The organism is Pedobacter polysacchareus (genome assembly GCF_019802255.1).
Classification (GTDB): Bacteria; Bacteroidota; Bacteroidia; order Sphingobacteriales; family Sphingobacteriaceae; genus Pedobacter; species Pedobacter polysacchareus.
On record NZ_JAHYSS010000003.1, the window covers coordinates 675,028 to 699,530 of the forward strand.

The window sequence follows — 24,503 nt, forward strand, 5'->3', positions numbered from 1 at the left end:
AGATTTTATTTTTAAGCTTAAACAATTCAGTATATTAAAATAAAATTGGTCATTTAAATGATAAAAAACACACTTAACCATCCTATATTTATTTCAATCGGTATACTTACTTCGGTATTAAGCATAATCGCTTTTTTCATTGGAAAGCAATATCTTAAGGAATGCTTTACGGATAACATTATTGTCCCCATCTCAAAGAGCATTTTAATACAGCAATCTTCCATTACAACAAGAGGGAACATTTAATAAAGAAAAAAACATAACGAACGAAATGAGCACAGGATCTTTTTCCCAAGCAGGATTTTATTATCAGAACAATTTGGCAGCTCTAAAAGTGATCGAGCTGCTAGAGATCGATTCGCAGATACTGAAAATACAACTCGAAAATTTTCAGAAAGGTCCTCATATCGATGATATCATCATTACCGGGAAAAAACTTACTGAATTTATCCAAGTGAAATGGTCTTCAGATAGCAACGCCGCATTTACAATCCACAATCTGGCGTACCAGATAGCTGAAGGCGAGAAGGACAGTCTTTGGAGAAAACTAGCTAAGGGATACCAAAACAAAACAAATGTAGGAGGATCCTCCCAGATCACCCTTTTCTCTACTAGGGCCGCGGGCTCAAGCAGGCTACAAAGTAAGGGAATTGATAAAAGCTTATCCGAACTTATAAAGTTCCAAAAGAGGTATATTTCAGGAAATTTACCGTTGGATCAAGTACCTGAGTATGGTGATTTCGAGCAAGTTTTAAAAATGCTGCGTACAGAAAGTAAACTTTCAGAACAGGAATTCTCTGATTTCATAAAAATCCTGAACTTCGAGCTCTCTGCTCCTGATAAAGACCATATCCAACTACAGTTACACAGTAGAACAGAGCAGCTTGGTCTTGATGCTACCCATGTGGACAGGTTATTGGACCTGGTGGTGAATTGGAGTATCTCAGGAGAAGACATCACCAAGCATAGCCTGCTAGAAGGTCTTGGAATCGGTTCAAGATTTGTAGACCGGCTATCCCATGTATTCAAGATTGAGGAATCGATTTATGTGGAAAATTCAGCACTTTTTGAAAAACTAGACCACGCCATTGCTCAATATAAAAGTGGTCATATCTTCGTTGAAGGGGTACCAGGTGCTGGAAAATCGACCGCCCTCACAAAATATCTTTCAAGAAACAAGTCCGTTAGGTTTGCTTATTACTGCTTTATCCCAGACGACAAGCTTACGGCCGATAATCGGCTTAATGGGGATTATTTTTTAAAATCTTTGTGTATAACGATTGAAACCGGCTTCCCAGAGCTTGATCTACCGATACGATATTCAGCAGATTATAGGGAAAAATTCGGGCTGTACATCGAAAAACTTGCGGAACAGGATGAAAAGATTATCATTCTTATTGATGGTATTGACCATGTTGACAGAAACAAGGCCTTCATCAACAATCCACTGACTAGTAGTATCCTCAGCCAGGTTCCGGACAATATCTATTTTATAATCAGCTCCCAATATATAGATGCACTTCCTCTAACAGTGCGGGCGATTATAAGCTCAGAGAGCGGCAGGCACATCCGTATAGACAGGTTCGATCAGGCCAAGATTAGGGACTATTTACAAAAGCGCGGACTCTCAATTGATGATGAACAAATTTCCCAGCTCCATGAAAAATCAGAAGGGATACCTCTGTACCTGTACTACATTAGCGCGTTTCTGGAACAAACCGATCCTTTAGAAATTTCCGGTGCAATCGGAAATTTCCCTGCGCTACTGAATGGAGAAATCAATACCTATCATACCCAACTATACCAGCAGATCAAAGACGACCCAACAATGGTTTGGGCATTAGCTTTGCTTGCAAACAGAAAAGAATTTACATCCATTGATGTGCTGCAGCAGATATTATCAGCAGCCGGAAACCATTCAGACCTCGCGGAACTTACCACAAAGATTGCCAAATTCAGCCATCTGCTGAAAGACAAAGAAGGTAAGTACTACAACATTTTCCATAACAGTTTCAGGGAATTTATCATAACCAAGACTCTTCATCTTACCGAGAAGCTTAATCAGGCACTGATCAGCTACTACGAAAATGATATTTTTGGAGAGGAGGCATTCCGTAATTATTTTTCCCACCTACTGGTCTTAGAAAAATACCAGGAACTCGTTTCTAAGGTAAACGACCTGTGGATTAACGATGCTTGGGGCCGCTACCATTCTCCTGCCGATATACTGGAAAATATTAATACCGCCTGGATAGCCTCATTGAAACTAGGATCAATTTCGGAATTCGTTAGGATAGCATTTTTAAAATACCAGGTCAACGTATTCGAATGGTACCTGGAAAACAACGGTTTCGAGGATAGCATGTATTTTCTGGAGGCAGGACTTACCAAAGAATCTTTTAGGACGATATGGAATGGCGAATTTTCCATGCTTGAAAATGCAGGTTTTTTCAACTATTACGCAGTAAAGTACCTTGAAAAAACCGGAATACTGATTCCAAAAAACGTTGCCATCCAATTCTTCAGTACCTTTTTGTCACAGAACAATTTAGAGAACGAGCAAACTAAGGCTGATAAGCCCCGTCTGGCAAATTATTTAATGGCAAAATCACTGTATTCCAACCCTGAAGAACTACTTGAGGAGCTAAGAAAATTGAATCAGTATCTGACCCAAGTCGAACTCAAAGAGCTATTAAAATTTCTTGGCAGAAAAAACAAGCTCCTTCACCTAATCTGCCTATTGGATGCAGTTAAAAGCCCATTACTAAAGGCTTTCACAAGAGCAGAACTCATCATTGCTCTTCATCGAAAAAAAAGCAAGGATGTAGCCATCTACCAGAAAGATTTTTCTATCAGCCAGCTTAAGCCATTAGAAAAGATTGATTTTCTGATCAGATTACTTGGCAAGCTTCGAGCCCAGAATGTAAAGGAAGACTTTCCAAAACTTAAAGCCAGTCCGGTGATTAGTATTAAGCTCATCCAAAAAGGTTATCCAAGTAAACTCGAACCGGAATTCCTCATATTGTTCGACAAGCTTAAAATCCATTATCTCTATGGAGAGAAAAACTATACATCTTTTAGCAAAAAAATTGCTGCAATAGGAGGATATTCTGGTAAACTCCACAAAGCAATCAGCGATGCGGCTAAGATATGGACTGATCACAACATGGGAATAGGTATACCCAATTTACTTCCAGAACTAAAAAAAATCATCGAACTCCTAGTTCTATCGCCCTATGATGTACAATATGTTATAGGAGGATATCGAGACGATAGTAGCCTCAAATATGAACTTCATACCCTTCATAAAAAAATATTTCCTTTATTCAGTGAGGTCTGCAACATTGAAGAACTAAAAGAATTGGCAGATCATTGGTTGGAGACACATGCCCAAGCCGGTTTTAAGGATTTCCAGAGTAACCTGTACCTTGTAGATGCTGTCAAACACGATGACGGACTAAAGGATACCTCAAGAAAACTTCTCACACAAGCGGAAGAGCTTGCCCGTGCCGATGAAACGACATCCTCGCTTGTCCAGAGCCTTACGGCCGTTGGGCTCAAATTTGGGGCTACAGGTTTTTCAGAAGATTATAACCGGATATACATGGAACTTCCTTCCCTAGCCTGCGGAGTTTCCTATCGCAAAGACTACCAATTTGCAAATATATTTACTTTGCTACCAGAAATCCATAAAACTGACCCTGAAGGTAGCCTTACCAGAATCGCCGATCTTTATTATCTACTTTATAAGATTAAAGATGCAGGAAACCCAAGAATGTTTCATATCTGTTTGGCTACACTGATAAAATACGTAGCCAAAATCTACCCGGGCCTCGCCCTAGAAATTGCACTTAAGGATGATATGTATATGGACCGTGATGAAGCCATGGGCATTTATATCGAACAGCTCATCGACGGAGCAAACGAGAAGTCACTGGATTTTGTCTGGGCAATCATAAAAACAATGGGAAGATGGGAAGGTTTTGGCTCTGCGAGTGATAATCATTTAACCGACATATACGAGTACTTTGCAAAGAAATTAGCCCAGATTGGCAACCCCATATTTAACGAAAAAGTCTACCGGCAGATGTTCTGGGAGTTTGATACTGAACAAAAAATGCCAGAAAAAATTTATCGGATCAATGCTATTTTTGAAACAAGAGACAACTATCCCTTTCTTCTTTACCCACCAATCAATAAGGAAGAAAATCCTAAACCAGCGAACCATTTTGGTGAAAAAGCCAAAAAGCGGGAAAAATTTCTATTGCCGCAAACCAAGCTCAATTTAGAACAGCTCAAAAAATTAGCAGACTCAGGAATCGAAAACATCGAGGCATACATAAAAACATATGTAGCGACAGTAGAATTCAATAAAGTCACACCTATTTGGTCGCAAGTATACTCAGGTGTGATGACTGAAATCAAACCTTGGTTTAATACCCTTCAACTACCTGAGCAGAATATTTTGTTATCAAAGCATTTTGCATTGAAACGATCCTTTCTGGGGCGAAAAAGTCAATACGGTAGCATGCTAACTAAGAATAAGGCTTCGTTGAAAGAGCTTTTATTAAAGCCGCTAAAAGAACTCCAAAATCTCCTACCTACCAAAAATGCAGCAGAGGAATTGACCAGAGCTGATTGGTTGGATAAAATCCTAAACCAAGCCTATATTGGCACAAAAAGATATACCTCCCGTTTATACGCGGCAATTTCGGATGAAGATGTTGCCGAATTGACCAGACTTGCCACCTACAATCAAATCGAAAAATGGACTTCGCTCTTATTCGAATTCTTCGATAGAAAAATTATAATCGGCTGTTTGGTTAATCTTTCAAAAATTGCGCATGTCTATGACGAAGATCAGGCCAGGGAAATCTTGGATGTAGCATTTCAGACCCTGGAAAATATAAATCATGGTTCAACTGACATCGCAAAAGAACTACTGGACTGGAGTTATATCTGCTACCCAGCAAAAGCCAACGCATTTGTTCTACAATCTTTCTATTCCGGTCATCAACGCTCTTATAGTGAAATTCCGTACGATATAGACAGAGTTTTAGTTCCATATCAAGAGAATTTTAATGACCCGGGCTTTTATGCAGCCTACTACACGGCAAATTACCAGTATAACCTAAAACTCGCAGAAGGACTTTCCGAACCCGCCGTTGAACTTGCATTTATAAACACTTACAAGGAATCTGGATCATTTGAAAACATGGCTATCAATTACATTATTGATCTTTTTGATTATCCGGTTGTAAAGATCAGACAACTCGCTATTGAAGCCTTGTACGAACTTTACCAAGCTTATCCATCAATAGTTGAAAACACTATTTTAGAAAAATCCAGATCTGCCTCGACTAACCAGAAAGAACATATCATCTCTTTATTTTCATCTTTGGCAGTAATTCTTCCTGCAAAAGTGGCGAAAATTCTAGATCAATACAGCTACCTACTGGATTCTGGACATTTTAACATCGAAAACTCCTTTGCAGATCTGATCAGGTTTTTGGCAGATCAAAACCAAAATATTAATTTAGACCTACTTGAAAAAGCAAGCTTAATCAATACAAGTGCTATCAACCAGGCAAATTTGAAAGACGATACTGGAAAAACTGGTTTGAGGTTGTATTCAATGTATCCCTACCAGGAATATCTTATCAGCGAGATTGAATATAGACAAAATAGAAACATTGGCTTTTCGAGAATGCTCAATACAATACTATTAGCTAAGGGTTATAAAAAGACAGACGTGTTGGAGTTTGAGAGAAAGGTGCATCAAAACTACAATAAAAACAGCAACTGGGATTCCGTTGAAATTAATGGCCCCGCTTACCAGTTAATTCAAGAGCAGCTAAACCAGTTATTTTCCCAAAAAATCAGAGAAGGGAATTTCGATCAAGAGGCAATTGAGGAATTAAAATATAAATTCAGGATCTACGACCCATCCGATCAGCAGATATCTCCCCAGAAACAGCTTAGTTCAATACGGTGGAACGATATGACGACCATCGAGGAGGAATTTCTAGAATTCAAGGACGTCGACAAACTGGTTACGGATTTCATATCTAGGTACCCAGATAAAATTACCCTGTTTGAAAAAGGATTTCATCGGGTGGAAAGTTATCCGAGTCATTTTACAACCTATTTTGAAATCTGTTTATTCCTAACAGAGCCTGGTATTGAACAGGAACAATTATGGGAGCTATTCCGTGAGTATACTCCCTATCTACATAGTGATAATTTATACAGGCATGAGATAGAACAGTATTTTTCAGATTATGGATCTGATACGACAATCGCCGACATCATCAGCCCATTGATTGCCATGTCTGAACGCGACTTCCGGTTACGTGATGAAGGTGCAATTGCGATTGTTCTACCGGCAATTACTCAACAAATGAAATTTCAGCGCAACCAAAATAGCCTCTGTTACAGTAATAGTGGAAATGTCGAAACGATCAGTTTTCTCGAATGGCAGGGAGAGTTCAAAGATATGGATAGACGAAGGTTTGAACCTGTTTCGAAAGGATGTAGTCTTATGATCAATAGGACTACTCTTACAGAATACATCAAAGGAATTGACAAATCCCTTTACATGCGCATAAACCTCAGACGAACTACCGATAAATACAAGCCGCAAAACGAAATGAACTGGCGAACTTCAAGCTTTCTGAGAAAAATAAAACTACAATCCCAGAACGAATGAAAGAAATTATCAATCAATTTTGATAGCCGATAGGAACACGTTCAACAAAATCCAATCTTTCAAAGGTCCATCAAAACTAGTGTTTTTTATCCCGGGTAGATCTTGGATCATTCCCTGGCTTAACAGTATCGCTGTCTCTGATAGGGCCTCCGTTCGGCCTGTGAATCCTAACTTCACCCCCACCATTATTTGCGGAGAAACCTTTTGCAATCTGCTCTGCCTCTTTCTGGGTTCCCGTTACAGCTGATGCACGCTGGCCATTTTCTTTTTGTACATTCCAGCCTTGTTGGCCTTTTTTTTGGGTAACATGGTAATTTGCCATAGTTTTATATAATTTAAATTGTTAAACTCTTGAAGTAACTCTTGCTGCCGTTTGTATATCAACCGCCTGGGCTCCTATTGTTTGCAACATTTGCCTCATGTCATTGAAAACCGGTGCTTCCTTTTTGGGATCCGATATGGTCAGAATTACGGTAAATGGAACACCTGAAACAGGAAGTACAACACCGTCCCTTGTTAGATATTCTACTTCCAGTCGCCAATCGGTTGTAGGACCGACACCTTTTGGAAAAGCTTTTTCATAAACCTTAACCGGACTCCATTTAAAGCCATGCTCAATTTGGTCCTTTTCATACTTGCTGATATCTGCACCCTCTGGAGTATAAATGGCTTTTAGCTGTCCCTTATAATTACCATCTTTCTGTTGCTGTCGAAGTGAAGCTTCAATATTCACACGAACAAACTCTGCACCATAGCGATAATCAAATTGAGGTGTGCTAATTACTGTGAGTTTGGCAAACCCCAGACATTTCCCATTCTTAACCAAACTTGCTGGCCAGGCAAAGTTGAAACTCATTTTGTTGCCATGGGTTATCCGGTTGGCAAACACCAATGTGATTGAGTTGGTGTCGCCTTCTAAAATCTCTAGAGATCCTTTCGGGATACCAAAGCCAATCAAATCTTTTGCAATGTTCTTCAATTTTTTATCGCTGAGACATTCAGGCAGTCTGGAATTGTGTATGCTAAGGGCCATCAGGGTTTCCCGGGAAACCACACCTTCAATGGCATTATCAATACATGCCAGAGTTTTGGCAACGTTTGGCGCCGCATAGCTAGTACCGCAGCCATCTATGACATTGCCAGTTGCGTCTAAAGATAATAAACCGTAGGCCCCACTACTTGAGCACTTGGTACCGCTCCCTCCAATATGAGCTAGATCTGGTTTAAGTCCAACGCGCAAGCCTGGACCTCGGCAGCTATAATTACTTAGTGCATACGGTACCACGCCAGTCATGTTTGGCGGATTTAACGCGGAAACGCTTAAGTTGCGACAACTTTCCGCAGGCTTTTTTATGGTATCATTTCTAGAGGAAGCTAGAATTTTTAACGCTTCAAAATTATCTGTTGGCCATTCTTTTCTGGTATCTATTGTTGTAGTATTTCCAGCTGAGATTACAAATATAACATCATTTTCCTCTGCAATTTTATCGAGACGCTGAGCAGCAACACTATAGCCGCTGGTGCTGGCATGTTCTTCAAAATTTAGACTGAAGTTAAAAATCCTAACTCCAGTCCTGGCTTTCAGATCTTGTACTGCTGCCTCCAATTCATCAAAAAACTGCAACGGACTTTGATAATAGGTTTCAAATCTTGATTTTTTTGGAAGCAGATCCAGGTCGATGATCTTACATCCATCAACCTCCTGACAAATCTCATCACCGTTCAAGCTATTACCGAAAAGCAGCAAACCGGAAATAAAAGTTCCGTGATCTTCATCTCTGTCAGATGGGCTTAGATACCCCCAATTTTCTTCGATCCAGTCTCCATAGATTTTTGATACACCACCGTCAATAACTCCAATTTTCGGGAAAGAGTAGTTATCATCCAACATAGGCATAATAAAATCTTGATCGATCTTTTTACCTACCGTAGTTGTATTACTAGTCGTTATTATGGGCGGAAGCATAATTTTCTTCACAAGTGGATGAATATCCAAAAAATTCAACAATTCCAAATGGGCATTTAAATTGAGATCAACTGGGCGTTCCACGACACCTTTTCCAAAAGCTATATTTTTATGAAGCTGAATAATCGACTCACCCTTACCTTCCTCCAAGCGGATACCGTAGAGCGAAACATTGCCCAGGCCAGTAGTCGTATTAAAAAAATTGAGTTTTACTGACAATTTTTTCAAGCCTTCAATGAAACTTTGAATGAGCTTTAGCCGATGAGAATTCAGTAAATCCCAATCTTTTTGGTGAGGAATACTTTGAAAAAGCTCAACCAGATAAACTCCATTGGTTTCGGGACTTTCTAACCAAGAGACCGCTTCATCTACAGAAAACTTACGTTTGTCACTCTTAGCATATGGCAAAATCTCTTTGATAGCACCAACCTCGCTTCTCAACTGACTTGGACTCGCGACCGTTTTGCCGTCCCGCTGTTTATACCTTGTTTCCACTTCGGCTTCCCCGACTTTGCCGACAAGACTATCGATGCTCCGCTGCGTAAGTTCTACATAAATTTCCCCAAGGTCTCCCCCACCGATCACCGGGGCAGTGTTTCTTTTAAAAATTTGTCCGGTGGGACGATGGCTTTTTGCTAGTGCAGATTGCTGTAAAGATACTTTGGCGTAACTAATCTGTCCAAAATCTTCTTCTTGCTGAATGTCTTTAATTGCTAAAAGCTGATTCTGAAGTTGAGCTTTGTGTTTAACAAATTCTCCATCATTGCCAGCGAAGAAATCTTTTTCACCACCACCAGGATTATTATCCAGTGACGTAATGAAGTCATTTGAATTCAAAATGATTTGAACAGGACTGTTTGCCATAATATTTTATTTTTCTGTGTCTTTTATTTTAGCCAATTGTTTACTTACTGTGGAGGGTGCGATTCCGAAGAATGGCGCTATCTCCTTCTGTTTGAAATTGTAGGTACGATCGGAGGTAAGCGCGTTGATAAAATCTTCGTCTCTACTCAGCATGATTTCTCTCTTTGTTGCGTTCACCCTACCTGAATTTAGCAGGGCAAATTTCTTTGCAACTGATACCATACTGTTCTCACCATTAACAACAATCGATCTCTTGATCCATTTGGAAAACATTTCAGCGTCCGCACCAGAAGAACCTTCCAAGCACCATGATAAAAACTTTACATTACTTTCTGGAAATGTTAAAGGTTTTAGGAAGTCATTTAATAGGCCCATCATTACCTCAGGCGAGGGGACAGGAATTTCAAGCTGAATATCAAAGCGTCTCCAAATTGCCGGATCCAATAGCAGTTCATGATTAGTAATGCCTATGGTAAATCCCTTTCCTTTTCGTGAATCTAGTGATTGCAGCAATGTATTTACCACTCTTTTCACTTCTCCAACTTCTTGCGGATCATTTCTAAGTTTAGCAATCGCATCAAATTCATCAAGTAAAAGGACACAATTATACCTGTTGGCAAATGTAAATAAGTTACCAATGTTTCTAGAGGTAGTCCCAAGGAATGAAGACATTAACCCCTCCAAACGCGCCAAAACCACTGGTAGTCCAATTTGCTGAGCCAACCATTTGGCCAAGTGTGTTTTACCCGTACCGGGAGCGCCATAAATAAGACATGAACTTGCAGGCAAGGCTTCAACCTCAATCAATTGATCAAACATTTTCCATTCAGTGATTATGCTCTGGACTGCCTCCTGAATGTCGGTATCAAAAAGTGGTTCTTTTAACGGTAACTCATCAGCAAAATAAACTTCAGCTAACGGTGTGGCAGTCTCTTTATCGACTGGCAAAGGCGTAGTTTTTTTGAGCTCCTCTCCTTTATTTATAATAAAAGACTTTTGAATTTTACTAGGTGACATTTCCGAAGAACCTTTAGAACTTGACAATAAGCCAGCCATGGATTTTGCTTCTTTAGCATAACCGTCTTTCTCTAATGCCTCTTTCAATCTGGTAACTTGCTGTAGCACTGCACCACTCGGATTAATTAAAGCCGAACGGGTAAGTGCCTGGATAATATTAAAATACTGGATCATGTATGAATTTATATATATTCCAAAGTTTGCAATAAAATTCCATAAATGCAAACTAAATTCCACATACAAGCATAATATTCCATTTGTTTTATTTAAAATTCTAAATTCAGAATCAACCAGAAACTAATTCACATATAAATGGAGAAAACGGCCATAATGATCCCTTTCGAAAACGAATGAAAACATATCACCAAATTCACAATCGGTATTGATATTAAAAAAACAACTTATACTTTAGATTACCAATTCAAGGCATCTGGAAGCTTTTCAAATAAGCTTTTCCATCGGCTATCAGTCTTTGAATGTATCAATTTTATGGTTTGCCAAACAGATGGATGCTGATAAGTAGATATATACTTTTTGAAGCTGGCTAAGAGCTCTACTTTAATATCACTCAGTGGACGGGTCAAATCAAACAGATCGTCATAAGGAGTTAATATTTGCTCTAATTCAACCATGCTCTTTGAACCAAGCATTTTTACTAGACGGTCGAGCATTTCGTAATAATGCCTAGCTGCACTTTTTCTCGCAGCGAGTAAAGTGTCACGTTCGTTTAGCTCCAGTATATTTAAAGTGCCTTGCGCTTTGTTTTTCTCTGCTTTGGAGAGATGAGCGAAAATCTCAAACTTATAGGTGATAGGGTTTAACATCATGAAGTATTGTGGATCTTCTGTTCTGATGTTGATAAATCCAATTGTAGCAAACGGAGGCTCGTTACCCCTTACCAATCCAACAAGCTCGTCCTGACCGTCGATGACATACCCTTTATCCAGTTTATGACCTGAATTACACTGTTTACATGCTAGAATATAATTGCTCCAGTCAAAGCTATATTGCGGAAAAAAAGATTTTGGATGAATATGTTCAATGTCATTGGCTTCACTTTGCTCGCAATAATTACAAAGACCAACGAAAACACACATTCCTTCTAATTTTTCTCTGATTTTGACGAATGCAGCTTTCCCGGCTACATTGCCCTTGCTATCCCATAGCGACTGCGCTCTGGATGCACGAGAAGTAAATGTTACCTCAGCATCTACCCGACCCTGTAGCCCCAGTAGGATATCAGCTTCCGATTTATTAAGAGTCTTAGAAACTAATAGGATCATCCGTACTCAAAATTTGCTGTAAATGTATACGTTCCTTTTCCTCCTCTTTCGAAATTTTCCCAAGTGCGGATAACATGTTCAAACTTCCCAATTTTTCCAATTTCTCATCCGATCTAGCTGAACGGACGGGTGTCTTGCCAAAATACTCGGTTCCGTAAGCATCCAGGACGTTGCCATAAATTAGTCGTTCTTTATCAATTCCTACAATCTCCCCACTAAACATATCGCTACCCGGGGTAACCAAACGCCAGATTGTACCTGATTCACTTGCTCTGCAGACCAAGGGGCTGTGCGAGGTAACTATGAATTGAATACCTGGAAAATATTTGGTGAACCAAGAGCCAATTCTAGTTTGCCAAGTTGGATGCAAGTGTGCATCTACTTCATCTATAAGCACAACTCCAGGAAGATCAATCTTCATTATATCTTTCTTGATGTTTTTGAAAACAGCTGTCTGTCCATACACGCGAACCAATTGCCTTAGTAACTCAAAAGTTAGGCTGAGTATAGAACGGTAACCATCGCTCATTTGACTTACTGAGATAAAAGCGCCGTTCCCGTCCCTAAAAATAACACCGTCAGAACCTATACTATGGAGCTCGGCTTTATGTGGTAGAAAGTCTATTGAATTAATTAGAGCTTTCAGATAATCAATCATACTCCTGTTTTCCTTTTGCTCAAGGATCTGATAGTTTAGTTTTACAAGCCAGTCGATCGCTTCGGTCAAAGCGATATCCTCGCCGAATGCAGAAAGATGCGCTCCCAATTTAGGCTGGGAATAAAACACTTTGGTCCATTCCTGATTCCCACCGGCGAATCTCCGGTATGGTCCGTATGCTACCGAAAACCATCCATTGCCATGTCCCCAATTAAATCGGAATGGATCTGGCTGGGTCTTTTTTGCAGAAAATTTTATAAACTCATCTTCGCGTTTAAATTGCAACATATTAGGAATGACCCGATTTTTCAGTGTGGCGCTGCGTCCAGAATGTTTATCGCATTTATCATTTGAAATTTCAAGGCTAATGGAACCCTCGGTGGAAGTATTATTTAACCAGTCAGACCAGTCCGCTCTAAGACCAAGGGCCTGCTCAGGTCCAACTAATGCTAAGGCAATCGAACGAATAATCGTTGATTTGCCTGCTCCGTTATCGCCAATGAGCACATGCCAGCCCGCAGGGTTATGGAAGTCCATACGAAAAGACCTTATTGATCTAATATTATTAATTTCGACTGATTTTATATACATCTGTTGAGGGGGTATCTATCCAAAATTATCAATAATCTATTAAAACTACATATCTAAAACAATAAAATCATAAAAAGAAAATCAAGAACCTAACATAAAGCAAATCCGTACAGTAAAAAACATCAAGAATATGGATTAAAAGCCAGGAAGGCGATCCATGAAATATACTAATGGTCTGAGAGCGTAAATAAGAGCTGTCGATCGGTGACCAAATATAGGCAATTTCATCAATCCGATCAACAGCGATAGTAGTGTTTAAATTTAGTTTGTACCAAAAACCTCCTGTAACTTTTTTTCAAGAGGACTATTCCCACTGGAAGCAAATCCTATTTCTCTGATCAAAATTTTCCCATCAGGATCAATCAACAATGTAGTTGGTACGGCTGATACTCCGAAATTGCTGAGTGCAATTTCGGAGTATCCAAGCTTTGTAACAATGGTAGGTCTTGATTTTTCAACTCCTTAAGCCATGCCGATTTCGTTTGGTCAACAGAGATACTATAGACCTCAAATTTATCGCTGAGTCCTTCCATAAAGCCGCAGCCCTGCTTGGATGTGATTGTACTGGGATTTATTCTATTGGAGACCGGGCAATCGATATCCAAGCCTCACAAGCAGCAGGTATTACCAGTGTTGCCTGCATCTGGGGTAACAATGTAGCTGAACTTTTAAGCATCTCCAAACCAACAAATATTATCCATCATCCTAAAGAAATCCTGCCTTACTAGGGCTATAACACAATATAATTTTTCCTGCTATTAATGAGGTGAAAAATAGTATTAATGCAAGCCTTTGAATTGATCATACTCATATTTTGAGAATAGTCTATGCTCGATTGCTTGGGGAATGTCATCTATAGTGATTGCTTGTTCAATTGACACCTCACTTTCAAAGTTTTGAACTTCTTCGATTTGATTGAAATCCTCCACAAATCGATTGATATGCCCCAACAACTTAACCACCTGGTTCACTTCTACTGAACGTGACAAATAAGGATAATATACCTGAATTTTATTTTCAAAACAACGTTTGCCCGTTTGATTTAAGCTCCTATAGCTAAGGGAATTGATTCGATCAACCCGCCCAGTACGCTGCTCAATACCACTTGGGTTCCATGCAATACCATAGTGATAAACCTGCTGACAATAAGTATGAAGGTCCTCTCCTTCATGAAAAATATCGGTTGCAACAAGAACATAAGGAAATCCTGGCATTCTAAATCGTGCAGCTATTACACTTCTATTTTTATCTTGACCACTTGCGCCAACTATGGGAGACATATTTTGCAAACTCTTTGCGATTTTACCTGCGTCCAAGTGTTGAAAATTCACTGAAATGATCAACCCATAATCTTTAATAATCGTTTTTATTTCAACTACAATGTGATGAAAAGGGGCGTCCTCTGATTTCAATAAATTAATCAGTGAACTATTAAAGTTCCCCTTACCAGAATCTGCAATGAAAGCGGGTAAAAGACCACTCCCATTTTGAAACACAGCTAGTAATAAGGCACTTAAACATTCAAAGTGTTTTATAAAGGTTTCTAAAGGCAATTGGCCATATTTTGCTATCCAAATTTGCCATTCAGATAAACAGACCTGTAACAAAAATTCCGTGATAAAACTGGACTCCGCTAATCTATTTTTTTTGCCCATAACAAGACCATGCCCTTTTATCTTAACAGTCTGAGTTAACGCCTTTATAAAAGTCTGTTGATATATTTTAAAGCCCGACAGACTCCTTTGCTCTTTAGAAATTTCATAAACCACGTGATCTTTAGCCCAACTAGCTTGTTCACCTAAATTCACATCATTCTTTATCAGTAAATAAAGGTTTAAGTCAAACCAATTTTGCTTGTATATTTTTTGTTTAAACGTATGCCCATGCTCACCCTTTTTAAAATATTGTTTAAAAAAAGAATCATATCTGTTTTGTACTTCATCAGTATCTTCTACTTCTAAGTCCTGCTCCTGAGCTTCTCGCCAATCAGAAAACAACGGTATTAAAGATTTAAAAACCTCGTCCCTACCTCGGCTTTTGAATTTACGCGATTTAATGAAATTATGAACAAAATCAACAAAGCCCTTGGTCCTCTGTCTATAGCAAAACAATAAAAAATCATTAAGTTCCAGTTCATTCACATGTTGTTTGCTCCACCACTTTACTACGCTTTTATTGTTAGAAATTTCCACCAAAGCATCCTTCACCCTGTTACTAAAATTAGTTTCCTTAAATTCAGCAATTAAATTGATAATCTTTTTCTCTTTCAAATATTTGGCCCATCTGCCTGTAAATTGAAGATACTGACCAACAACGATATCTTGATCATATAAATGAATCAAGCGTTTCATCAATTCGTCCACTGTTGCAATCCTTCTGACAAAAATCAGGGACTTTTCTTGCCGCTGCATCTGAGAGATCAATTCATTTTCCAGTTTCGATAACTTGGGATGAGGTGGCGCCTGTCCACCAAACGTTTGCTTATAGGATTCGACTATGGTCCTTATAATGTTAGCGTCCTCACTATCCCTTTTATTTCTTTGGGAAGTGATTTCATATTCCTTTCCATCTGGAGCAGGCAAACGCTTATCAATGTCTATTTGATAACTCTCAAAGCCCGCTAACATTCCTATTTCAAAAGAAGCATTAGCCTTTTGGGAAAGCTGGCGAATAGACTGGTATTGTAATAATTGCCAAAATACATTATCTAGGTTATCACCCATTTCAATAGCTGATGCAACAGCTGACCTTTCAACATTGCCCCTGCGATGCTCATGCCGACACTGATTTCGAGAAAAAGTCTCCCCTTCTAACACATATTGCAAATTTCCACGAATTAAAAAATTAGGCAATTGACATAAAATATCTTCTTTCGTCCTACAGCCAATTAAAAGGTGCTTATGAGTAAAGCAATCCAGTTGTCTCTTGATTTCTTCTAAATTCCGGTCTTTAGGGGTTGCTGAAAGGCAAATCACCTTATTAGCTAGTGGATATTTCATTCTAGCATGAACTTCAGGAAATGCGGTTATAATCTGCTGGTCTTGTATAGCGCCTAAAAAGCGGGCCGTCACCCTATTTCTAGAAGAATTGGCCTCACCATTTTCGCTAACCCCGTATTTATAGTTGTGTGCTTCATCTATGATCAGGCAATCTATCCTTTCAGATACGGCGTTTAATAGGCAGGAGATCAAATGCAATAAAGCGTTTTTATCATTATCTTCGCTATCGTAAAAATAACCAAGCCGATACGCCTTTTCCAGCACCTGCTCACAAAAAGGATCCTCTTGAAATACTACAAGTTTAAAATAATTCAGTAATTCCGACCTAGAACTAATCAAACTACTAAATGAGGTCATTCTATAAATGTTAAAAGAACTACCAGATGGTATTGGCCTGATTCTATCATGAACAATCCCCTCCTTGTTTGCAAGTTCATCGTAACCTCTACTGCGATCAAGGTAATTGTTACTTGCAAAATTACGCAGTTCTTTCAACCATTTATCCTGTAAGTTTCTCTTAGGTACAATGATCCCATCAATGTAAGCTACAGCTGAATCCTGCGAATGCCGCAACATTGCAGCAATGCCAAGACCAATATAAGTTTTCCCTAAACCTACCTCATCGGCGATATACAGGATACAGTTACCAGGTTTAGACAAATACTCATATCCTTTTTTAATCACTGCAAGTTGCCTTTGGGCAATGACATCAGCAATATCCTCATGGGATTTCAAGTTTAAAACCTTAGTGATATCATTTTGATCAATTGACATATTCTTTACTAATTTGCTCGGTGAACCATTCAGATTTTTCGGCCAAACCTGGGATGTTAATTTGGACTTGGGCCGCTAGATCCATAATGTAAGTACACTGACCCTTTAAAGCCTGTTTAAAAGCTTTATCGTTTTGCCCACCCCTTTTACAATATGGCCACTTCAGTGCAGCCTGATAAAATTTCGCATTAATGATCTGCAAAACCATCCAAAAAAAACTATTACTAACTGCTCCTTCACCGGCCAATTGCTGCAAGTTTTTCAAATAATATGGAATCGTTTCCAAGTTTTCTGAAAGCAAAAAGTATCTGATCTCCCGAAGCTGGTATTCTTTATCTGTGATATCTTCTCTAAAAAGCCGTTTTTCCAATCGAACCAGCGCAGTAAAATGCTGTGCCATTTCATTAAGTAAGGAAGACTTATCAAGTCGGGTATGGTCAATCTCACCAGATTCATTGGTAATGTGTTCGGCAATGTATTCAGTCAACTCTTCTTCCCTGAATTCATCATCACCTAACATCCAAAACCTTAGAATAGTTTCTGGGCCCATCTTAAAACTTAACGGGCGAGATTCAATAGCGATTTGACTGGGATAATAGGAATAAAAATTTATAGTTCCAAGGTGATCAACCTTCAATTCAATCAATGATTTTTTACTGAGTAATTTGAGGTCAAAATCACTCAGTAAAAAATATCCATTTCCTTTGAGCAGTTCCGCATGATTTAATAAATGAGAAAAAATAACCCGATCTCCTTTAGCAATTTTCCCACAGAAAGACAATTTTTTTTGGCCCCAATCAATGGTAAAAGTGAGTTCGGGAGCACCTCTACCTGCTGCATCTGTACATTCTGATGCCTCGATATTTTGATTTTCGATAAACGACATCTGATCAATATCTAGATTTAGCCTAGGTATCAATAGTGGTAATTGAATCTCTTCGGTATAGATAATCCCTGATTCTACATTGGCCTGATTAAAACGGTCTGGTTGAAGCTTTTTCCAAGCCGGATTAGTGAAATTTATAGATCCAGTTATGGTGATGGTTTTATTGACTCCATATAGCCTATACATTTTAGCATGTAAGTTCCTTGGCTCATCATTAACCTCATTACTTGTCCAATTACACCAAACCACCCCTTTATTCTTCATGGCTTCAAAGGTTTCTCTACTTAACAATACTTCATTATTTTTCAACGCAGGAATAAGACAAAAAATCTTAGTCACTCCTCTTTGTTGTAAAAATGAAATCAGATTCGCTTCACCATACATATAGGGTGAGATAATTTCTATGGAGCAGATCCCATGAACGGTAATCAAATCGGACAAAACCTCCTCAAAAGAAACTTCAATACTTGAAAAAAAATGTGTTGTTGGATCTGTATACTTCAGAAAATCAAAAATTTTTAATTCCGCATCACTCAGCTTCTTTTGCGAAGATAGACGTGCAATCCCCTGAATAACCCTCTGCTTTTGATTAACGTTAGAGGTTTTAGGCCATTGATTCTTAGTCAGAATGGTTAGTGAAACACATTCCAAATTCTCACACCAACCTGACTGGGTAATATTAGCAGACCCATTAAATTGCAGTAAAGTACCATCATCCAATAAAATCCAACTCTCTTTAGGATGAAAATTAACCAATACATGACGGGCTGCAGGTAATCGAATACAACGCATCTCATAATTTAAAGTAGGCGCTGAAGTTCCATCTTTTGCATAATGGTCGCAATACACCGTAATAGCAGGCATTATTCCCTCTTTAGAACACCTACGCCATAAAATTGTATTATAAATCTGTTCATTCTTGAATTTTTTTTCTGGGACTAGCAAGGGCATGACATAGTTCTCAAAAAAAACTGGATCAAAATTAAAGGTGTAAAACAATGCCGCTAATACTTTCCGATTTCCAATAGCTTGACTAAATTGTTCCTTTAGTATGTGTCGTTTCATGCCTTGGTCAATTGACTGTATAAGCTAAACCAAGTATCCAGGAAATAACCATGATCATTGTCTCGAGCAGGAAGATAATTATCATTAGAATATCCTCCTTCCAAGCGATTGACATCCAACCCTACTGCAGTTTTAGTCATCCAAGGACCTGACCCCCTATTACTGCACACCTTCGTATTCACCTCTATTAGGCCCATTACGAGCTCCCAATTAGGCAGCCTAAGCAACTGCTCTAATTTAGCAGGAATATGACCCAGTAGGCTTAAAGGCTGGTTATTTCTACAAGAATCTATGAATTTGTTATTATTTATGGATTCTTGAGTCCAACAGATTTTAGTTTGCAAATGCCGAAAAATACGGTTCAGCGGAGACAACACCTGTTCAGTATGGCTTAACCTCTTTAAATAATTGGCAAAACGAACATCAGTGGTTTGCAGTATCAAAAACTCCAGCTTTTCATAAAAATTCAGTTTCATCAGCTCTGGATGTCCTTCTACTAACCGCAGTAACTCACCCCCAAAATGATCTCCTAGCAAATACTGGATATAACACTGTTTCTCCTGGTTTGATGGCACTTCAAAAATAGTCCCTAACTTCTCTAGAATTTCTTTAGAAACTAATACTTCAGCACCTTTACACTTAATCAACAATTCAATATTGATCCTTAAGAGCTCGTTACTTGCTAGTTTTTCCGCTTGAACCTGTTTAAAGAGCTTGTCATCTGCAATCCCCAAATCAGAAAAAGGTCGATTGTATTTACCCCATATTCCATAACTCCTTTGATTTGAAAGCAATTGAAATTTTTCCCCGATTTGAATTTTGGTACGGTTATCGGACAGAACCTTTCGAACCCGATCAATACCATTAAAAGAATCATCTCCTTTAAAATAGTTGAATCTAGAATAGGCCATCAATTGTTCTAAGCAGGTAAAGAAAACTCCATAATCCCTATCAGAGATCTTATATTTTTCTTTACAATACTGTGCTACTGACATCAACTGAAAATCGCGAATACTAATGGAAACCGTTGATAAGCATGGGATCAGTTGCCTGCCAGCCGCCTGCCATAAAACCTGAAAACCTAAAGGATCACGAGACCCCTTGACCATATAGTCTGGATCCTGGAGTGTTAAAAAATACATGAGCGTTAATGGGTTAAATGCACTTACTCTTAAAGGTAACTGAAGCTCGACACTAAAGTCCTAGATCAATTCTAAAACAACTTGCACTTCATCGAACTTTAAAAAACCGAAAATTACAGATCAAATTGTAAAAGACTTTTTTGATATCCAGTCTTAGTCTATTTTTTTAAAAAGGTTATCTCCTTCTTGAAGGTAATAGGACTTATACCTATCACCAGCAATCTCTTCCTGCCATAGTTCCCTTACAGCTTTGATATTTAGATACCAAAAATTCATCCCAAACTCCCAGGCAAACCAAACCTTAGGATCAATTCGATTTTTTTCATTCTTCCAATAATATTCCTCAGCACAGATATTAAAAAAATCAATAACCGCACGGTATTGAACTTCATTATTCTTAAGGTCTAAAAGCTTAAGCTCAGTGACCAAATTTTGATTATATAATTTTTGGATCTCACCATTAATCTTATCGTATCGCTCATTAAATTTGGAGTATAAAGCGTAGAAAATCTCATCCTGGCTGATCTTTTTAGCATAGGAAGAATAATAGCATGTTATACCCATCGCAAATAATCCAATAATCAAACTTGATATTATTTCCATCATAATAAATTAAAATACCAATAAAATTTTATTTAACGAGTTGTTTTTAACAAAAAAATCAAAATTGGCTGACACACAGAGTAGTATTATACTTATCAATATAATACATTATTCATGAATATAAGTTAAAGCGCCTGTTTCACCAAACTCATTATGTACTCTAAATCTTTGGTGTCAGATACCGCTATCTCATAATCCCCATTCCCCCAGTGTCCCTTTTTAGACATGTCACGTGTAAGCTTCTTAGGATCATTTAACAAGCCATGTTTAAGATTAATCCATATTTTTAAATTAGTTTTTAAAAGGCAGATATCTGTAAATATCTTTCCTTCCTTCAAAAATCCAATTTCCATTTTTTTAGGTTTGATATCTATGTTATTGTCTAAAACCAAAATTGCGTTTTTAAAAGCACAATATAGCTCAACAATTTCATCTCTTTTCCCATCTAAGTGCTCCTCTTCAGAATAAACTTTCACTTCCTTTGTCACTTTATTCAATTTGCTATTAGCAGGGCTTTGAATCGTTTTGATTGTTGGCGCAGCCTTCGATTTTTTGATCGGATTAATCAATACAATATCCTGTTCATATTGTTTAATTTCCCATAGCTCAATAGGTAGATCCTTGAAGTTTGAAGCTTGTTTTTGGAAGTCTGTAAAACTAGGAGATACAAAAATTACTTTTGATTGTGACCAATCAACATCACTTCGTTTTAACGAATTTTCTTGAGACTCGTTATATTCAACTATAAAGTCAGCCTTATTTTCGAGCATCAAATTCAAATAAGAGACTCCTTGATCTATTACAGAAAAACTACGATCGCGTTTATACTCAATAATAACAAATGAATTAGATTCTTCATCATAAGCTAATGTATCAAAACGCTGTGCTTTTATTGTAAATTCTGTCTTGATAAATTTTAGTCGAGTCATATTTTCTAAATTACACTCAAATAAATTCTGTATATCCTTTTCTAACTTAAAAGGTATTTCCTTTAGATTAGACAAATGATTTTTAAGTTTGATAAAAAGCTGCATAGATCAGTTCTAATGGTTAATCACCTAAATTATTTGTCTACACCCTACCCGCAAAACCACTTACAAACGTATTCACAAAATCATAGATCTTATGTGTCACACGTTCTATCTTAGAAGAGCGTTCCGACAATTTTGGTTTCACAAGCATCGTACCCACGATATCATCACGCAGTGGTTGTCTATTAGTGAAAAGAAATTCACCAATAATATGTTCCAATTTATTGGCATCCAATTCTTCCTCCGAGCTCATGGCTTCCATAGCTAATTTTCGTTCAGCCTGAATAAAATTATCAAATACTTCCATCACATCATCAGAATTAGTAATTAATGGCAAATTCTTTCGCATAAATTTATCAATTAAATCCTTCTTGCTGCGCAATTGAATATCTGAATTTAATAGATCTTGAATCATCTTTACCTGATTTGCCTTTTCAGGGGCTGGTGCCGCTTGCAAACGAATCAATAAGTTCATGATATAGGTAACATTGATCTCATCACGATGGATCAGCTCCAATTCAAAATCCAGATCATCTAAAATTGATTGACCACTATCACCACCACCGTTTAAACCTTTATTTTGTTCGTACAGGTCTAAATACTTACTTTTATAATCCTCAAATTCTTGTAACGTAATGGGCATGTTATCAAAACTAAAATCACTATACTGCTTCATTTTATTGATTAAACGCATCACATCCCTGAAAGCTTGAACAAATGCCGCTTGCTCCTCTTCGTTTCGCAATTGATTCACACTGTCTACAGACGGTGTAATGGCAATAAGTTCATTGTACTTTTCTTGCAGTTTAATATCTAAAGCTTCAAAAGGCGGTTCAATTATTTCAGCAACAGCATTCTTGTTCGCAAACAATTCTATAGCATCATCAGTCGCTGATTTTAGATTACGGTAGCAAACGATATTGCCATGAGATTTCACTTCGTTCAGAATACGGTTGGTACGTGAATACGCTTGAATTAAACCGTGGTATTGTAAATTCTTATCAACGTATAAGGTATTTAAGGTTTTGCTGTCAAATCCGGTTAAAAACATGTTAACCACAATTAAAATATCAATTTGTTGATTTTTAACCTTATCGGCGATGTCGTTGTAATATTGATAGAATAAAGTAGAATCCTTTGTCGAATAATTACGTTGGAACATTTTATTGTAGTCTTCAATAAAATCGTCTAATTCTTCCCTTTTGTATTTTGTTAAAAATGGCACCGTTTCTTCAGTGACCATACTAAGCTCATCATCATCCGTATACAGATTGCAGTCCTCATTTTTCTTTTGCTCTTCGTTGGCTGCATAAGTGAAAATGGTTGCAATCTTTAAATCGTGTAATCCACTTTCTTTGGCCTCCTTAAACAGTTTATAATAAGCAACGGCTGCGTCTGTATTGCTTACACAAAACATTGCCGTAAATTCCTTATTATGCGTTTTTTGACGATGGTTTTGAAGGATATGATTGACAATAGCTTTTTGACGAATCGGTGATTGCATTACTTCAGATTCATCAATTTTCTCAATCTCAATATCCTGGATCTCCTCTTTTTGTTTAAATGTACGAATGTATTCTATTGCAAAACGCAATACATTTCCGTCTTTAATGGCATCAGTAATCACATATTTATGCAAAGGCTTACCAAACAACATCTGGGTAGTACGTTTACCATATTCATTGGTACCTGCATTGGCTGCAAAAATTGGCGTTCCTGTAAAGCCAAACATCTGGCAACCTTTAAAGAAATTCTTAATATTCTCATGCGTTTCACCAAACTGAGAACGGTGACACTCATCGAAAATAAACACAATCCGTTTATTCTCTAAAGCAGTCATGTCTTTTAAATAATAGCTTTTAGAAATGGTATTGTTCAGTTTTTGAATAGTGGTCACTATCAATTTTTGGTTACCAGCCATTTGTTTCACCAATGTTTTGGTATCGTTGGTAGAATCTATACTTCCTTTACTGAAACTATTGAATTCCTTAGCAGTTTGTGTATCCAGATCCTTTCGATCGACTACAAAAACCACTTTATATACTTCAGGAATATCAGTTAATATTTGTGCTGCTTTAAAAGAGGTTAAGGTTTTACCAGATCCTGTAGTATGCCAAATGTATCCGTAATCATCAGTTGTTTTAACTTGGTTAATGATTGCTTCAACTGCATAATATTGATACGGTCTTAGTACCATTAACGCCTTTTGTGTTTCATTAAGTACGATATACTGCGTAATCATTTTTACCAAATGACACGGACTCATAAAATCATCAGCAAATCCAGATAAATTAGTAATCAACTCATTTGCTTTGTCCGTCCAATAAAACGTTTGTTTAAACGAACGATCTTTTACACGACCATTGCAGTAATATTTGGTATTGACTCCATTACTGATCACAAACAATTGGATATACTGGAACAAGCCGAATCCGGTTCCATAAGAATGTTTTTGGTAACGATTAATCTGATTAAAAGCTTCCTTTAGCTCAATCCCTCTACGTTTTAGTTCGATTTGAACCAATGGCAGACCATTGATCAAAATAGTTACGTCATAACGGTTGTCATAATTCCCTTTCATCGAAATTTGATTCGCTACCTGAAACTCATTCTTACACCATTTTTTTTGGTCAATTAATTGAATGGTTTTGTTTTCGCCTAATGTATTGACATAAGGAATGCGAGAACGTAAAGTTTTAGCACGTTCAAAGGTGTTTCCTTTATTGATGTAGATAAGAATTTGGTTCAATTCTGCATCTGTCAGCGAAACTTTATTATGTTTTTCTAGCTGTTGTTTGAAATTAGCCACTACATCTTTTTCATCACGAAGAGAAATACGTTCATAGCCTAAATAAACCAATTGATTGATTAAGCTATTTTCTAAAAGTTGTTCGGGTTGTGAGGTCATTAATCTA

The 24,503-nt window shown here is 37.8% G+C and carries 13 protein-coding genes; 2 read left to right on the forward strand and 11 right to left on the reverse strand.

Annotated features, from left to right (window positions below; all coding sequences use genetic code 11):
- Positions 1-271 precede the first annotated feature (271 nt).
- On the forward strand, positions 272-6,709 hold the full coding sequence (locus tag K7X70_RS10540) for an NACHT domain-containing protein (RefSeq protein WP_222537021.1): 6,438 nt from the start codon (positions 272-274) through the stop codon (positions 6,707-6,709).
- 76 nt (positions 6,710-6,785) lie between these two features.
- Here K7X70_RS10540 and K7X70_RS10545 read toward each other — a convergent pair whose 3' ends face one another.
- From K7X70_RS10545 to K7X70_RS10565, 5 genes are all read right to left on the reverse strand, one after another.
- Positions 6,786-7,031: a DUF2188 domain-containing protein gene (locus tag K7X70_RS10545; RefSeq protein WP_222537022.1), complete on the reverse strand. Its 246-nt coding sequence runs from the start codon at positions 7,029-7,031 to the stop codon at positions 6,786-6,788.
- A 21-nt stretch (positions 7,032-7,052) separates the two neighbouring features.
- Entirely contained in the window at positions 7,053-9,539 is a 2,487-nt protein-coding gene (locus K7X70_RS10550) for a S8 family peptidase (protein ID WP_222537023.1), read from the reverse strand.
- A gap of 6 nt (positions 9,540-9,545) precedes the next feature.
- On the reverse strand, positions 9,546-10,730 hold the full coding sequence (locus tag K7X70_RS10555) for an AAA family ATPase (protein WP_222537024.1): 1,185 nt from the start codon (positions 10,728-10,730) through the stop codon (positions 9,546-9,548).
- A gap of 239 nt (positions 10,731-10,969) precedes the next feature.
- Positions 10,970-11,839, reverse strand: coding sequence for an HNH endonuclease (locus K7X70_RS10560; protein ID WP_222537025.1), 870 nt, complete (start codon positions 11,837-11,839; stop codon positions 10,970-10,972).
- On the reverse strand, positions 11,820-13,088 hold the full coding sequence (locus K7X70_RS10565; protein WP_255607073.1) for an AAA family ATPase: 1,269 nt from the start codon (positions 13,086-13,088) through the stop codon (positions 11,820-11,822). Before K7X70_RS10565 ends, K7X70_RS10560 begins: the two co-directional genes overlap by 20 nt.
- A 482-nt stretch (positions 13,089-13,570) precedes the next feature.
- Here K7X70_RS10565 and K7X70_RS10570 point away from each other — a divergent pair, with 482 nt between their 5' ends.
- Entirely contained in the window at positions 13,571-13,816 is a 246-nt protein-coding gene (locus K7X70_RS10570) for an HAD family hydrolase (RefSeq protein WP_222537027.1), read from the forward strand.
- Positions 13,817-13,867: 51 nt separating this feature from the next.
- Here K7X70_RS10570 and K7X70_RS10575 read toward each other — a convergent pair whose 3' ends face one another.
- From K7X70_RS10575 to K7X70_RS10600, 6 genes are all read right to left on the reverse strand, one after another.
- Complete coding sequence (locus K7X70_RS10575; protein ID WP_222537028.1) at positions 13,868-16,861, reverse strand: helicase-related protein; 2,994 nt, start codon at positions 16,859-16,861, stop codon at positions 13,868-13,870.
- Positions 16,851-18,812: a phospholipase D-like domain-containing protein gene (locus K7X70_RS10580; RefSeq protein WP_222537029.1), complete on the reverse strand. Its 1,962-nt coding sequence runs from the start codon at positions 18,810-18,812 to the stop codon at positions 16,851-16,853. The genes K7X70_RS10575 and K7X70_RS10580 overlap by 11 nt, the downstream gene beginning before the upstream one ends.
- Positions 18,809-19,954 (reverse strand): hypothetical protein, encoded by a 1,146-nt coding sequence (locus tag K7X70_RS10585; RefSeq protein ID WP_222537030.1) that lies wholly within the window; start codon positions 19,952-19,954, stop codon positions 18,809-18,811. Before K7X70_RS10585 ends, K7X70_RS10580 begins: the two co-directional genes overlap by 4 nt.
- A gap of 153 nt (positions 19,955-20,107) precedes the next feature.
- Positions 20,108-20,560: a hypothetical protein gene (locus K7X70_RS10590; protein ID WP_222537031.1), complete on the reverse strand. Its 453-nt coding sequence runs from the start codon at positions 20,558-20,560 to the stop codon at positions 20,108-20,110.
- Between the two features lie 122 nt (positions 20,561-20,682).
- Positions 20,683-21,591, reverse strand: coding sequence for a DUF5655 domain-containing protein (locus K7X70_RS10595; RefSeq protein ID WP_222537032.1), 909 nt, complete (start codon positions 21,589-21,591; stop codon positions 20,683-20,685).
- Between the two features lie 37 nt (positions 21,592-21,628).
- Complete coding sequence (locus K7X70_RS10600; protein ID WP_222537033.1) at positions 21,629-24,496, reverse strand: type I restriction endonuclease subunit R; 2,868 nt, start codon at positions 24,494-24,496, stop codon at positions 21,629-21,631.
- Positions 24,497-24,503 lie beyond the last annotated feature (7 nt).

Bases quoted from the DNA above. Each gene is read 5' to 3' on its own strand.
- K7X70_RS10540 (WP_222537021.1), top strand. From the start codon at position 272: ATGAGCACAGGATCTTTTTCCCAAGCAGGATTTTATTATCAGAACAAT.
- K7X70_RS10545 (WP_222537022.1), bottom strand. From the start codon at position 7,031: ATGGCAAATTACCATGTTACCCAAAAAAAAGGCCAACAAGGCTGGAAT.
- K7X70_RS10550 (WP_222537023.1), bottom strand. From the start codon at position 9,539: ATGGCAAACAGTCCTGTTCAAATCATTTTGAATTCAAATGACTTCATT.
- K7X70_RS10555 (WP_222537024.1), bottom strand. From the start codon at position 10,730: ATGATCCAGTATTTTAATATTATCCAGGCACTTACCCGTTCGGCTTTA.
- K7X70_RS10560 (WP_222537025.1), bottom strand. From the start codon at position 11,839: ATGATCCTATTAGTTTCTAAGACTCTTAATAAATCGGAAGCTGATATC.
- K7X70_RS10565 (WP_255607073.1), bottom strand. From the start codon at position 13,088: ATGTATATAAAATCAGTCGAAATTAATAATATTAGATCAATAAGGTCT.
- K7X70_RS10575 (WP_222537028.1), bottom strand. From the start codon at position 16,861: ATGTCAATTGATCAAAATGATATCACTAAGGTTTTAAACTTGAAATCC.
- K7X70_RS10580 (WP_222537029.1), bottom strand. From the start codon at position 18,812: ATGAAACGACACATACTAAAGGAACAATTTAGTCAAGCTATTGGAAAT.
- K7X70_RS10585 (WP_222537030.1), bottom strand. From the start codon at position 19,954: ATGTATTTTTTAACACTCCAGGATCCAGACTATATGGTCAAGGGGTCT.
- K7X70_RS10590 (WP_222537031.1), bottom strand. From the start codon at position 20,560: ATGATGGAAATAATATCAAGTTTGATTATTGGATTATTTGCGATGGGT.
- K7X70_RS10595 (WP_222537032.1), bottom strand. From the start codon at position 21,591: ATGCAGCTTTTTATCAAACTTAAAAATCATTTGTCTAATCTAAAGGAA.
- K7X70_RS10600 (WP_222537033.1), bottom strand. From the start codon at position 24,496: ATGACCTCACAACCCGAACAACTTTTAGAAAATAGCTTAATCAATCAA.